The 14,408-nt window shown below is 42.1% G+C and carries 11 protein-coding genes; 4 read left to right on the top strand and 7 right to left on the bottom strand.

The annotated features are described in order from the left end of the window. Positions 1 to 96: 96 nt before the first annotated feature. The 3 genes from ACN222_RS02725 to ACN222_RS02715 form a co-directional block, all read right to left on the bottom strand. Positions 97 to 2,139 (bottom strand): serine/threonine phosphatase, encoded by a 2,043-nt coding sequence (locus tag ACN222_RS02725; RefSeq protein WP_010994723.1) that lies wholly within the window; start codon positions 2,137 to 2,139, stop codon positions 97 to 99. 288 nt (positions 2,140 to 2,427) lie between these two features. Then, positions 2,428 to 3,807 (bottom strand): PAS domain-containing sensor histidine kinase, encoded by a 1,380-nt coding sequence (locus tag ACN222_RS02720; protein ID WP_010994722.1) that lies wholly within the window; start codon positions 3,805 to 3,807, stop codon positions 2,428 to 2,430. A 140-nt stretch (positions 3,808 to 3,947) separates the two neighbouring features. Further along, complete coding sequence (locus ACN222_RS02715) at positions 3,948 to 4,562, bottom strand: rRNA large subunit pseudouridine synthase E (protein WP_010994721.1); 615 nt, start codon at positions 4,560 to 4,562, stop codon at positions 3,948 to 3,950. A 194-nt stretch (positions 4,563 to 4,756) separates the two neighbouring features. On the opposite strand from ACN222_RS02715, the gene ACN222_RS02710 reads away from it, so the two are divergent. Continuing rightward, on the top strand, positions 4,757 to 5,083 hold the full coding sequence (locus tag ACN222_RS02710; protein ID WP_010994720.1) for a protealysin inhibitor emfourin: 327 nt from the start codon (positions 4,757 to 4,759) through the stop codon (positions 5,081 to 5,083). Here the strand turns inward: ACN222_RS02710 and ACN222_RS02705 are convergent. Continuing rightward, positions 5,078 to 6,004 (bottom strand): cobalamin-binding protein, encoded by a 927-nt coding sequence (locus ACN222_RS02705; RefSeq protein WP_010994719.1) that lies wholly within the window; start codon positions 6,002 to 6,004, stop codon positions 5,078 to 5,080. The genes ACN222_RS02710 and ACN222_RS02705 overlap by 6 nt on opposite strands. Before the next feature lie 443 nt (positions 6,005 to 6,447). Here ACN222_RS02705 and ACN222_RS02700 point away from each other — a divergent pair, with 443 nt between their 5' ends. Then, entirely contained in the window at positions 6,448 to 8,169 is a 1,722-nt protein-coding gene (locus tag ACN222_RS02700; RefSeq protein WP_010994718.1) for a PAS domain S-box protein, read from the top strand. Positions 8,170 to 8,314: 145 nt separating this feature from the next. Here the strand turns inward: ACN222_RS02700 and ACN222_RS02695 are convergent, their stop codons facing one another. Together ACN222_RS02695 and pruA are read right to left on the bottom strand one after the other, a co-directional pair. Next, on the bottom strand, positions 8,315 to 8,752 hold the full coding sequence (locus ACN222_RS02695) for a GNAT family N-acetyltransferase (protein ID WP_044522713.1): 438 nt from the start codon (positions 8,750 to 8,752) through the stop codon (positions 8,315 to 8,317). 58 nt (positions 8,753 to 8,810) lie between these two features. Continuing rightward, the gene (gene pruA, locus ACN222_RS02690; protein ID WP_010994716.1) at positions 8,811 to 11,801 is read right to left on the bottom strand and encodes an L-glutamate gamma-semialdehyde dehydrogenase; all 2,991 of its coding nucleotides are present in this window, start codon (positions 11,799 to 11,801) and stop codon (positions 8,811 to 8,813) included. Between the two features lie 227 nt (positions 11,802 to 12,028). Between pruA and ACN222_RS02685 the strand changes: the two genes are divergently transcribed. Both ACN222_RS02685 and ACN222_RS02680 read left to right on the top strand, forming a co-directional pair. Next, positions 12,029 to 12,667, top strand: coding sequence for a hypothetical protein (locus ACN222_RS02685; protein ID WP_010994715.1), 639 nt, complete (start codon positions 12,029 to 12,031; stop codon positions 12,665 to 12,667). Between the two features lie 4 nt (positions 12,668 to 12,671). Beyond that, complete coding sequence (locus ACN222_RS02680; protein WP_010994714.1) at positions 12,672 to 13,484, top strand: class I SAM-dependent methyltransferase; 813 nt, start codon at positions 12,672 to 12,674, stop codon at positions 13,482 to 13,484. A gap of 160 nt (positions 13,485 to 13,644) precedes the next feature. On the opposite strand, the gene ACN222_RS02675 is transcribed toward ACN222_RS02680, so the two are convergent. Next, positions 13,645 to 14,406: a phycobilisome rod-core linker polypeptide gene (locus ACN222_RS02675; RefSeq protein ID WP_010994713.1), complete on the bottom strand. Its 762-nt coding sequence runs from the start codon at positions 14,404 to 14,406 to the stop codon at positions 13,645 to 13,647. Positions 14,407 to 14,408 lie beyond the last annotated feature (2 nt).

Raw genomic sequence — 14,408 nt, 5'->3', positions numbered from 1 at the left:
GGATTGGGTACTAGGGATTGGGGATTGGGATTAGGGATGAGGTCAATGTTTTCTCCCCTGTACCCTATCTCTTTGCTTCTTCATAACCCTTAGTATTTAATCCCCAGTCTCTTCCCCCAGATTTGGGCGTACTTTTGCCCGGACAAGTATAGCAGTAATGTTGTCATGACCATTGTATTGGTTGGCCAGATCAATTAATTCTGCCACTCCCTGCTCTAAATTAGCGCTAGAACTTAATAATGGCAGTAGGTGAGTTTGCCAGTTAGTTTCGAGTAAATCGTTATCAGATAACCCATCGGAAGCGAGAACGAGTAGGCTATCTTCATTGATATCAAAGAACTCCACACTGGGATTAATGGCGGTTTCATCACGAGGGCCTAAAGCCTGGGTGAGTTGGTAAGCATCTGGACGGGCATAAGCGATGCTTGCTTCTACTCCTCGATCAATTTCTCTTTGACCAACTTCATGATCTACAGTCACTTGTTCCAACCCCCGCTTACGAGTCACACGGTAGAGGCGGCTATCACCCACATGGGCAACTGCTGCTTGACTACCTTGAACTAATAGCATTACCAAAGTAGTACCCATGCGTCCTACGCCAGAACGGGCTTCTTGTTGGTTTTTTTCGTAGATTGCTTGATTAGCCAGATAAACTGACTCACGAATTATCTCTTCTGCTGGTAATTGGTTATCAGTCCAGTGTTGCTGAAAGTATTGGCGTAAGGTGATCACGGCTAACTCGCTAGCCACTTCACCGCCAGCGTGTCCGCCCATACCATCACAAAGAATATACAAACCACGAGCTTGTAGAATGCGGTTTTTCGGCAGTTCTAATTTTTCTGTTTTAGTTTCAATCCCAAAGTAGTCCTCATTGTGATGGCGTTGACGACCAACATCAGTGCGACCAGCATCTTCTAAACTGCTTAACTGCACGGACAGCACTACTGTGGGCATATCATCACCCTTGCCAGAGGGATCTTCTACATCATCTGCTTGTAAGACTGTGGGTGCATTCGTTTGTTCTGCTTCCATTGGCTCAAATATTGGGGTCGTAGTTGCTTCTAGTTCCGTGGCGACTTCTTGTAAACGCGATCGCAACTGAGCGATCGAGTAAATCTTACCCTGCTGCAAATCTCCTAAAATCTGGATGATGGAACCAAATTGAGTGCGTTGAGACTCTCTAAATAGCGCCTGCCAAACTTCTCCCAAGGCTTTAATACTTGAGGGCTGCACAAATATAGGCAATGTTACATCCTCTTGTTGTGCTGTTTCAGGATTAAAATCCAGTGGTAAGTAGTCAATCGCTAACTCGCTTTTAGGTGGTTTTACGTACAGTTTTCGTAAGCTAATTGTCTGGTCTTCATCTAAACACAAATTCGCCAAATCCCACAAACTGTAGTGACACTTTAATGGTTCTAGTAATACCCAAAGTTGGGTCATTTGATAAAACCAGTGTAAAATTTCTAGCGAACTAGTGGTTTCCTTTTGCCATAAATCCAGCAAAGACTGGTAGTGAGAACGGTCTTCAATAAGTAATATCTGGTTATCGCCGTCCTCCCAAGCATCATGAATCTGGGGAATTTCCGTGTGATTTTGGGATTGTAAAACCATATAAGCCCTAGCCAAACTGGGAATACCATTGGCTTCCACTGCTGGAGTCACCAACCCCTGTTGCTGATTAGCTAATATTGCTTCAATTGGTGATAATTGGTATGGTTGACAGTCCAAAACCCTAAGGCTAACCTCATCATGTGCGGCTGATAGCACTTGCAAAATCTGATAGCGTTGTTCTTTATCCAAATATGAGCCAACAGAGAATAATGATGGAGACAGCATCATCTTCTCTTCTTCATCTTCCTCAAACCCTAATTCTGTTTGCTCTTCCTTGTGGGAGGCTACATCAACAGAGTTGGCGCTCAGTAAAGTGCTGACACTTACGTCAGAAGCCCAATCCTTCGTCTCGATAATCGCCCGCCATACTGTGCCGGTTTCTGCACCACAGTTATGGCAATTTTCAGCATTCACTGGTACTTCAGTGCTGCATTGAGAACAAACCTTGTGGGACAAAGAAGCACCACATTTTTGACAAAACTTGTTAGCATTAGGGTTTTCAAATTCACACTGAGGGCAAATCAGCATAGTGGAAGTTCCTTAATTCCCGTTCCGAGGTGCTTCTAGCCACTAATATCCAAAGTGCCACAACTGGCCGCCCTTGCCTATAGTAGACATAATAAGTTGTGGTTTCATCAGTGAATCTTGGTGGCAGTATTAATTGTGACGCATATTAGCCAAAGATTGCAGATATCTGCAAGTTTATTTTGGAAAGTAGGGAGTTCTGAGTCATAAGTGCTGTGAGCTGTAACGGGGGTTAGTCGGTGCTGAGTCTTGAATCAGATATTTTCCCTCTGCTCCCTGCCCCTACTTCCTTCACTCAACTATTTTGGGTTGTGGAAGCACCAGTTGGATACTAAAACAGGTACGATTTGATCCGCTTTCTACTTCTATTGTTCCTCCTAATTGTTTGATGAGTTTTTGTACTAGTGCCAACCCTAGTCCTGTGCCTCCCTGCTTTCCGGGGTCATTGCTGGGAATACGATAAAATTTATCAAAAATGTGGGGTAATTCAGATTGAGGGATTTCTACACCAGAATTAATCACTTGCAAAAGAATATTTTGAGATTTTATTTGGGCTGTAACTGTAATTTCTCCCTCTGGCGGGCTAAATTTACACGCATTGGTGAGCAGTTCTATCAAAATGCGTTCCAAGCTGCACGGATTGGACGTTAATGTTGCCAGAGCAGGGCTGATGCTGATGTGTAATTTCTGCTTACAAATATCGAAATTGCGGCTTTTAAATTCCTCCACTACACGCCATAGCCATTGCGGTATGTGAATTGTCTCTAGTACCCAAGGTTTAGCGTTAGTATCGAGGCGCTGTAATTCTAGGAAGTTATTAATAAGATTTATTTGGCGATCGCACTCATTTTCTAAAATATTAAAATAACAAGCAGCTTTTGAGCCTTCATTTGTTGGTTTTGTTGTTGCCGAGAACAAATTATGCTCCCGATGCAGCGTAATTCCCAGCATTTGAATCGCCATCTTCATATTAGTTAGCGGTGTTCGCAGTTCGTGGGAAACAGTGCTAAAAAATTCTTCTTGCAAGTGGTTAAGGCTTTCTAGTTCCTTTAACTGAGCTGGATGTGATTGCAGTTGTGGTAAGTTTTGAACTAAATTATTCCCATCTTCTTGACTTGCTACGCCTGGTTCTAGAGAGGTGATGGCCTCGCAAAGCATCAAAATCGTCAAATTTTTGGCGAGAGACTTTCCTTCATTAGGTATTAGTCGCAATGTGACCTTAACAGATTTTATACCGTCGATAATTTTTTTTAACTGAAAATTGCCATAGTTAACAGCATCATGAGGCGCAGTCTTGCAAAGACTTATGACAGCATTAGACAGTCTTGCTTGGTCTGATTGAGCAAATAATTGAGCAATGGGCTGTTGTAACAATTGTTCTGGTGTGTATCCTAGAAAATTCGCTCCGAAATGATTGACAGTTAAAATTAGCCCAGCCGCATCCAAACTGAAATATATAGTAGGTATATTATCGTACATCATGCGATACCATCGCAATTCTTCTTCCGTGCGATGGAGTTTCGCTGCTGTGTCAAACTCTTGATGAGAAGCTAATTCCGTCGCTGTTTCCAAGTACACAGGAGTTTTGGGCAAAATAGTTTGTGGTGTGTGAGTTTGATGCCAGAGCGATGGCGTTCCGCCCACCGTAGGTGATCGCTGATTCAGGCTCATAAGGTTTAAACTGACGCTCAAGGGCTGAAGTGAATGGGAAACAACAAATTTTAAATTCTTTTTTTGCCAAATAAAAAGTCTTGTGCCTTTTGTTCAACTTCAAATGATTACTAGCTTATTCCTGCAACTGTTTACAAAGTTTAACTAGGAAATTTGCCTATCCCTCGACTCTGAGACGAATCATGCAGTAACTTAAGTTCCAAGGAAGTGAGATCACGCCACTCACCTAAAGCCAGACCATCCAAGCGTAAATGACCTATACTGACCCGTACTAACCGCAAAGTCGGAAACCCCACAGCCGCAGTCATGCGCCGGACTTGACGATTTTTCCCTTCAGTCAAAGTCATTTCTAACCAAGCAGTGGGAACATTTTTGCGAAATCTTATAGGTGGTTGGCGATCGCCCACAGGCGGATATTCTGGTAATAATCCAACTTTTGCTGGCCGCGTGCGATAATCTCGAATCTCCACCCCTGTTTGTAGCTTGCTGATAGCCTCCTCATCAGGAATACGCTCTACCTGTACCCAGTAAGTCCGCTCATGACCAAAACGCGGATCAGAAAGCCGATGTTGCAACCTGCCATTATTGGTTAATAATAGTAACCCTTCACTATCCCAATCCAATCTCCCCACAGGATAAACATCGGGTACATCAATATAATCTTTAAGAGTTATATGCTTAGGCGATTCCTGAGTAAACTGGCTCAGGACACCGTAGGGTTTATGAAAAATAATATAGCGATCGTCATTAGTCATTGGTCATTGGTCATTGGTCAATTGATCCTGATCAATTGTAGAAAGAAGGCGATCGCTTTCAGCATGAATATAAATTTTCTCTTTTCTTTACTCTAATTCGCTGGCATCCCTTCCCTACCTATCTGTTGAGGAAGGGAAATTACGCGAAACTGTTAAACTGGGAGGTGAAAATATTATCTTCCGGTCTGATTTAAATGCGGGTATTATTGGAACGCACAGGCGGCTTTGCGGGGATTAGTAAGAGAATTAATATTGATACAAGTCAACTATCGCAGCAAAAGGCTGAGGAACTATGCCGACTGGTGACAGCAGCAAATTTATTTCAACTACCAACACTTCAAGGTGATGGGGTTCGACCCACAGTCAGCTATGAGCTAAACCCCACGCCAAGCGATCGCTTTCAGTATCAGATAACTTTAGAAGATAATGGTAAAACGCACACGATAATTGTTGGTGAAGCAGCATTACCTCATAGCTTAAAAATGCTGATTGAATGGCTAAATCAAGCAGCTTCTTTATAAAGGTTCCCAAGCAGTACCTTTGTAACCATAATCAAAAATTTCTGGATGTAAAATCTCGGACAATATTTCTAGAGAATCTACCAGTCGGGGCCCTGGACGGTTGAAATAGGAATTACCATCAGCAATGTAAACTCTACCAGTTTGGCTGGCGTGGAGTTTTTTCCATTCTGGGTTTTGAGTGAATAATTGGGCTTCTTGACGAGTTCGTTGTAGGTTAAAGCCACAAGGCATGAAAATTATAATATCTGGATTACTAACTAACAAATTATCCCATTCCAGATGTGGAGAAGGCTGACCGATAAGGGAAAATAGTGTTTGTCCCCCAGCTAAGTTGACTAATTCAGGAATCCAATTCGCTGCGGCCATAAGTGGGTCTGTCCACTCGATACAAGCCACCGTAGGTACTTCTTCTAGAGAAAGGCCTTGAATTTTTTGTTGACAAATTTTGACACGGGCCTCTAAGTTATCTAATATTTTTACTGAGTCTACACCAAAGATATGAGCTACGCGCTCAATATCCTGCCATACATCCTCAAGCAAATTAGGTTGTAATGAAATGATTTGGGGAGAACTTTGGGTAAGTTCCTTAACGGCTTTTTCTACATCTTTAAGGCTGACTGCACAGACATCACACTGGTCTTGTGTCAAAATATGGGTAGGTTGTAATTGCTCCAAAACCTCTAACTTTACCTGATAAATACTCAGCGCAGATTGCAGTAAATTATTCACTTCATGATGAATCTCGCTGCTGGCAGCCTGACTATTTAACCGTGCTTGCGTACAAATTGGACGATTTTGGATTTCTGGGGGATAATCACATTCATGCGATCGCCCAACAATAGCATCACTCAAACCCAAGTTTGCTAAAATCTCTGTTGCACTAGGAATCAGAGATACAATTCTCACACTACTATTTTCCATTAGACACCTCTACAACAGCATCTGTGTTCTTAATTCAATTGTTACAGACTTCTACTTCTGGGGTATCTTTCTTCAGGGGAGATTATGTGGCGAAAATCAAAATAGTGAAATCGCAAGCATTACATATTTGTTTGAATTGCCTTAGCTACCTCAGTAATAAATTTACTTATGTTAAATTTATTATGATCAAGTTATAAAAACTTTAAACTTTTTGTTTCAGTATGATCGCTTACTCCCATTGTGGCGATTATAGTTATAAATGATGAAACTGCGGAACAGATGATACCAAATCTTGTTCAATTTTTTATCTTATAAAATATCACCTTTAAGAAAAAAAGATTTTCCAGATATGTAAAACGTTATCTCGTAATTGTATCTATAAAAACAGTTCTATTTTATATAAAGAACTGCAAGGCAAAGTGATTTCTTTCCAGGAATAACACATGCAGGTGGTAGTGGTTAAAGATATTACAGCAAGCCAGGCAAATCAAGAGGGTATGCGAATCACAGAAAGCGTGCGCCGCAAACAAAACCAGACCCTAGTGCAATTGGCAAGAAGCAAAACATTCCAGCAAGGGCCTCTCAATGCTGTGTTACAGGAAATCACAGAAGCTGCTGCTCAGACGCTTTTAGTTGCACGAGTTAGCGTGTGGTTATACAACCAAGATGCTTCAGCCATTGAGTGTATCGATTTATATGATGTCAACCAGCAAATTCATAGTTCTGGCCAGTCTCTATTAAAGGAGAGTTATCCAGTTTACTTCCAAACATTGGAAGAAGAACGCAGCATTGCTGTATATGATGCCATTAACGATAAAAGAACTCAGGAGTTATCTGCAACTTATCTGTCTGTTTCTGGAGTTGTATCTTTGCTTGATGCCCCCATTTGGGTAGGTGGTCGTTTAGTAGGAGTAGTGTTTCACGAACACTGTGGTGAATTACGCCAGTGGACTGTAGATGAAGAAAATTTTGCAGGCTCAATTGCTGATTTTGTCTCTTTAGCGATGGAGACCAAAGAGCGTAATATCGCTCAAGAAGCACTACGAAAGAGCGAAGCACAATTCCGAGCCATTTTTGAACTTTCCTCTATTGGTATTGGACTTGTTGATATGAAAGCTCAGATAGTGGATGCGAATCCTGCTTTGTGCCAAATATTGGGATACCAACGAGAAGAATTATGTGGTAAAAGTTTTACAGATTATATTTCCCAGCAAAGGGGGGATGTAGAACGTTATAAGCAACTGATGACCGAAATTTGTATAGATGCTCAACAACGCCATGAAAAACCACACCTGGAAATCGAAAGAGCTTTTTTGCATCGAGATGGTAGGTTAGTTTGGGCTAGGTTGTCTGTTTCTGTAATTCCAGGTTCTTCCGGTGAACCAGAATATTTTTTGGCAATTATTGATGATATTACTGAGCGGAAACAAACAGAAATGAAACTGCGCGCTTCCCAAGCAGCAGCCGAAGCTGGTAGCCGTGCCAAAAGTGAATTTTTAGCGACGATGAGTCATGAACTGCGGACACCACTTAATGCCATTATGGGATTGTCACAGTTATTACAACAAGAAATAGTCGGCTCTCTCAATGAAAAACAACAAGAATATATAAATTGTATTTACAGCAGTGGCGAACACCTGCTGGCGCTGATTAATGATATTTTAGATTTATCAAAGGTGGAAGCAGGTAAAGAGGAGTTATTCCTCATTCCTTTGCTAGTAATAGATGTGTGTAATGATGTTTTATTAACAGTACGCGATCGCGCTATCTCCAAAGGCTTAAAACTTACTCAAGAGATTGATCCAGAGGCTAATATTTGCATAGCCGATGACCGCCGGATTAAGCAAATGCTCCTTAATCTACTCACGAATGCAATTAAATTCACTTCGGTAGGCGAAGTATCTTTAATTGTCAAAAGAGTGCCTGAAGGGATTAATTTTATTATCTCGGATACAGGAATTGGCATTGATTCAAATCAATTTCCATTATTATTTGAACCATTTAAACAACTAGATAGTCGGTTAAATCGTCAGTATGAAGGCACTGGGTTAGGTTTAGCTTTGACGCGGAAATTAGCACGGCTGCATGGTGGTGATGTGACGGTAACCTCTACTGTCGGTGTGGGGAGTCAATTCACTTTATTTCTGCCAGATCAAGAAATTTGATCCGGAATAGTTATAGCTGTCGCCCGTAGTGTTAAGGACATTAATAGATGATACAACCTAGACACAAAAAGACTTTTCACCCAGTCCCTAGTCCCCAGCTATAAATATGCAGATGGAATTTATCGGGCAATAGTTCAGTTTCCCATCAGGATAAGCTCATTCTCATCTCTATATGGGGAATGCCTGCTTCTAAAAATATTTCTCCAACTTCAATAAAATTTAATTTTTGATACAAAGATTTTATATACAATTGGGCATAAACTACAACTTCAGTCATATTTTTATGAACGATAAATTCTAATGCTTCCTCCATAATTTTCTGACCGATTCCCTGCCTTCTAGCTATGGATAAAACAGCCAATCTTTCTATTTTTACAGTTTTATCATCTAAATATCTAAGTCTGGCAGTACCTACCGCTTGATTATCTAAGTAGGCGATTAAATGCTCACAAATATCGTCTTTACCATCAAATTCTAAAGCGGTATCTACTCCTTGTTCTTCCTGAAACACGATTTTCCTAATTGTTGCAACTACCGGAAATTCTTCAGGTAATTTCGCAACTCTAATTATGACATCTGACATTACAAATTTATCTATAAATAAATACAGGTAGGGCATTTGCCCCACCTATTTTTATAGCTTATTCTGCACCTTCAATGGGTGCAAAACCTTGGCGCTGAATGTTTTCTGTGATTGTCCTTGGTTCGAGGAATTGCAACAGATAATCAGGGCCGCCTGCTTTGGAACCGACACCGGAAAGCTTAAAGCCACCGAAAGGCTGTCTCGCAACGATCGCCCCTGTGATGTTACGGTTGATATATAAGTTACCCACTTCAAACTCTTCCTGGGCTTGTTGAATATGGGAAGGTGTGCGGGAATAAAGCCCTCCAGTCAAGGCGTAGTCGGTATCATTAGCAATAGCTAAAGCTTGGGCAAAATCTTTGGCTTTGATTACCGCCAGCACAGGGCCGAAAATTTCCTGCTGGGCTATTGTGCCATGAGGTGGAACTTCCCCAAAGATGACAGGCCCGACAAAATAGCCGTGGTTGGGTGCGCTTAATTCCAACGCCACCTGAGATTCTGCCTTACCCTTCTCAATATACTCGCGGATGCGATCGCGCGCATTAGCATCAATCACAGGGCCGACTTGGGTACTTGGTAACTCCGCCTCGCCAATATTTAAGGATTTTGTCGCTTCCACCACCCGGTGGATAAAAGCATCATAAATTGCTTCTACTACCACCACCCGCGAACAAGCAGAACATTTTTGTCCACTGTAACCAAAGGCTGACTGCACTACCCCAACAACAGCTTGGTCTAAATCAGCACTTTCATCCACAATGATGGCATTCTTCCCGCCCATTTCCGCAATTACCCGCTTCATGTGCCTTTGTTGGGGTTTCAGGGTAGCGGCTTCGGCGTAAATCCGACAACCAACTTCCTGAGAACCTGTAAAAGCAATCAGATGAGTATCAGGATGACTTACCAAGTAAGCACCGACTTGAGAACCCTTACCAGGGACGTATTGAAAGACACCTTTAGGAATGCCAGCCTCTACCAAAATTTCCGTTAGTTTGGCAGTAATGACAGAAGAAGTTTCCGCAGGCTTTAGCAGAGTACAATTGCCTGTAACTAAGGCTGCAACAGTCATTCCACAGGCGATCGCTAAAGGAAAATTCCAAGGAGAAATCACTACCACAATACCCCGTGGCTGGTAAATATAACGATTCGTTTCCCCATCTACATCATAATTTATACCTTGATGCAACCGTTCCATCTCATCAGCATAATAGCGGCAAAAATCTATCGCCTCCGAAACCTCCCCATCTGCTTCTTTAACAGGTTTCCCCACCTCTAAAACTATCCAAGCCGACAATTCCGCCCGGCGCTGTTCCATCAAATCACCAGCCCGACGCAAAATCCCCGCCCGTTCCTTCACCGACGTGCGCCGCCAACCAGGAAAAGCCGCCTTCGCCGCCTGCATCGCCTGTTCTGCCTGTTCCACACTAATCAATCCAACCTTGCCAATCACCTCACTAAAATTAGAAGGATTAACAGAATCAATCACCTCAGCAGTCTGCACATACTCCCCATTAATTAGAGGTAAGTAAGTCTTGCCTAACTCCCCACGTACCACAGCAAAAGCCCGCGCCGCCTTTGTTCTGTCCTCCTCCTCTGCATAATCTGTATCCGCAGCCCCCACAAAGTGTTTACCCTGTGGGAATGCCTCCGGCGAATGCACCTTTGCCTGGGCTAAATCAACTTTCGGCGCTGCCAGCAACTCCTCAACCGGCCGATTCTCCAAATTCTGCCGTAAAAACGAACTATTCGCCGTATTTTCCAACAATCGCCGAATCAGGTAAGCCATCCCCGGTAATAAGTCACCATAAGGACAATAAACCCGCACCCGATAACCCCGATCAACCAAAGCCTTCGCTAACTTATCCCCCATCCCGTACAGCACCTGCATCTCAAACCGCCGCCGGGGGACATTCAAAGTTTCCGCAATTGCCATAGCTAAAGCTTGCGATCGCACATTATGGCTACCAATGGCAGAATAAACATATTGGTGATTTTCCAGTAATAACTGAGTTATCGCCTCAAAATTGGCATCTGTCGCTGCTTTATCATTAAAAACAGGCTGCGGCCAATGTTTTTGTGCAGCTTTAATAGTTTCTTGATCCCAATACGCCCCTTTTACCAGCCTAATAGTTAAAGGATAACCGCGCTGTTTCAACCAAGCGATCGCATTTCTGGCATCTTGCTCACTATCTCTTAGGTATGCTTGAATTGTGATGCCAATATCTGTGCGTTGACGAAACTCATCTTCTAATAAGATTTTTTGCAAAATATTTAAAGTTAAGTCTTTATAAGCATACTGTTCCATATCAAAATGGATAGCTGCCCCTAACTCCTTAGCACGACGTAATAAAATACGAATGCGATCGCTAACTTTCTCCTCACTACCTTTAGCATCCAATGGGTCAAATTGGGAATAAAACGCTGTTAGTTTGACAGAAACCTGGACTTTTGCTAGCTGTTCGCCATCTGCTTCATCAATAGCCGCAATAGTTCCCCAATTCTTCGATGCTTCTGTTAATTGAGCAATTAATTCTAGATACCGTTCTAGATAAGATTGCGCCTCTGTTTCTGTAATTACCGCCTCACCAAGTAAATCAATGGTGAAGGCCATTTTTTCTTTCCGTAGTCGTTCAACTGTCTTGATGACTTGTTTAATATTTTCACCAGAAATATATTTATGAGCTAAAGTCTCAACTGCTGTAGAGACGGTAGTTGCAGCCACTTGTCCCGGCACAGAGTCAGGGTTAGCAAAATTGAGCATTCCCTTTAAAGCGGCGGGAAGTTCGACAGATTCATCCCCTAAATATTCTTGTAAATGTGCAGCAATTTCCGCTTTACTATGCAATGCGGGTAAAGTATCAATAAACCGAAATAATTGCACCCGTAAACCGGGATTACTCATCGCCCAAGCCAGTAATTTGTCATCCCAACGCATTTGATCACGTAAAGAAGCAAAAAACGAGCGATTTTCTTGAGTTGCTCCTAATAATTGTCTAGCAATTTCTTGAGTTTTCGCTTCGTAGGTGCTGGTTTGTACTTGTAATACCACTGATAGGAACTCCTGAGTTAATTTCAGACTTTATATATAAAGTCCGTGTTTTCTATTGTGACTCGTCAATTTTATCGTCACCACCCATAAGCGATTTAAAATTGCAGTTTGCAACAGTCCTATACTTATTCAAGTAGGACAACGATGATAAAAATTAGTATTACGAGACCTGAAGCTTAAAAGCCAGGTTTTCTAAATGGGGGAGTTTTAACGACTAACTATCTCTAATGCCGACAGCAGAAAATTTCCTAGATTACCAATGGCAGCAAACACTACAAAACTTTGGAGTGGACAAGACATCTGCCACCCAGGTATTTACCCACTTGATTCAAGCTTATTCTTCCCCTAGTCGCCACTACCACACCCTAAAGCATATTAGTTGTGTCCTCCAGACAATCCAGACTTTAGGAACTTACGCTCAAGACTTACCTGGGGTGGAACTTGCGGCTTGGTTTCACGATGTAATTTATGATACTCAAGCTCAAGACAATGAGGAAAAAAGCTCTGACTATGCTGGTGCAGCACTCCAGAGTTTAGGTATTCCCCTCAGCTGCATAACCAAAGTGAAGCGCCTCATCCTCAGCACCAAGCATCACCAAGCTGATGATATTGATAGTCAAGTTTTATTAGATGCTGATTTGGCAATTTTGGCGACTAACCGAGTTGATTATCAAGAATATGCTCACGCTATCCGCCAAGAATATGCTTGGGTATCAGAAATTGATTATATTCAAGGGCGCACACGAGTTTTAGAAAAATTTTTGCAAAGACAGCGTATATATTTCACGCCTTTGATGTATGAAGTTGGTGAAGAATCTGCTAGAGCTAATTTACAAGCAGAAATTAGACATTTAACAAGTAATTAGATTTATGGATAACAGAGAATACGAGCAAAAATATAAGACTGACGTAATCAACTTTTTCGACAGTAGAACCAGTTACGACAACGATTATACAATTCGTCGCGCTCTGCCTTTATTAGAACTGATTCCCCTAAAAACTGGGCAAAAAGTCTTGGATTTGGCGACGGGGACGGGTATTATGGCGATCGCTGCTGCTGAAATTGTTGGTTCTACTGGCAAGGTAATTGGCGTAGATTTTTCCTCAGGAATGCTGGCTCAAGCACAAGAGAAGATTAAAACATTAGGGTGGCAAAATATCGAATTAATAGAAGCAGATGCCGAATACATCAATTTTGAAGATGAAAGTTTTGATGTTATTCTTTGTTCTACAGCCATAGTCTATTTCCAAGATATTCCAGCAGCTTTAGGTAAGTGGTATCGGTTTCTCAAAAAAGGTGGAATAGTAGGATTTTCTTGTTGTTCTCAAGAGTCATGCGAAGCACCAACTCTGATTAAAGCTTGTGCAGAAAATGACATTTTACTCATTAATATCAATGAACCAACAGGCACTATCGAAAAGTGTCATCATCTCATACAGGCAGCTGGTTTTAAAAATATTGAAGTGAAAACTCAGCAACTCGGTTTCTACCGCACCCTAGAGCAAGCTAGAGGATGGAATGGCGGATGGTTCCACCCCAGAGAAAATCCTCTTTTAAATCTGTCATTAGAACAGATGGAAAAGTTGCAAGCAGAATATTGTCGAGAAATTGAGGCGAAAGCAACAGAGCAAGGTGTGTGGTACGAAAATTTAACTTTTTTCGTCAGTGGTCAAAAAATATAGTGAACGAAGCTAGAACTTACGCAACCCTACACCCCTAAAAACAACTGGGTCTAGTCTCCACCCAATGTTACGCCCAGCCAACAGAGAAACTGCAAACTTTTCGTCACATCAACGCAAAAACTAGACCCAGTATCAAACTTAGACACTCAGATTTTAAATCTTAGCGTCTGCTACGGTTTGGCACTGCATTTAGATAGTCAATATCAAAAGCAGAGATTCTTTGAGCGTAGTTACCTTGGTTACCAACTGACGCTGCCAAATCTGCAAACTTCCGAGGGTCGCCTTCGCGCAGTTGTTTTTCTTGGGACTTGCGGCTGTAGAATTTGTCCAAGGTGAAGCGCCAGTCGGTTTGAACTGTGCCTGCTTTTTCTTGGAAGTCTTCGCCGTAGCGTGGTGTTACCAAGTTGTGGGGACGACCTTCCATCCGTTTGCGTTGGTAAGGTACAATATTTTCGCCAAAGTTCTTGGTGTACTCTTCACTGTCGATGAGTGCATCAACAAAACCGCTAAAACCTTTAGTACCGATAACAATAGACCAAGCGATTTGCTCGTCTTTGTTGTAAGAAGAACGACCCAACAGGCGCTTGAGGGTGATGTCAACTAGGCGGTAGTTGTTGTTAACGGAGACTACTAAACGGTAGAAGGCTTCAGACTTAGCTAAACCACGAATGAAATCTCTGACAGAAATAGAACCGTTCTTTACCTGGGATTCCAGGGTTTTTTGGCGGTTGAATTTGAGGATTTCATGTTCGCTGAAGACTTGGCGATAGGAAGCCCAAATGATGTTTTGAATATCAGTGTATGAGCTGACATCTTCTATACGATAGATGTATGGTGTATCTTCATTTTGGTCAGCTGCACCGAAGCTGGTAACCCGGTGATTTTGAGAGCTTGGTTTGTATTGGAGTAATGGCAGTGCCATGC

Origin of the sequence: Anabaena sp. FACHB-595, assembly GCF_048568275.1 — a bacterium.
Classification (GTDB): Bacteria; Cyanobacteriota; Cyanobacteriia; order Cyanobacteriales; family Nostocaceae; genus Trichormus.
This window is presented reverse-complemented; position numbering and strand designations above follow the sequence as displayed.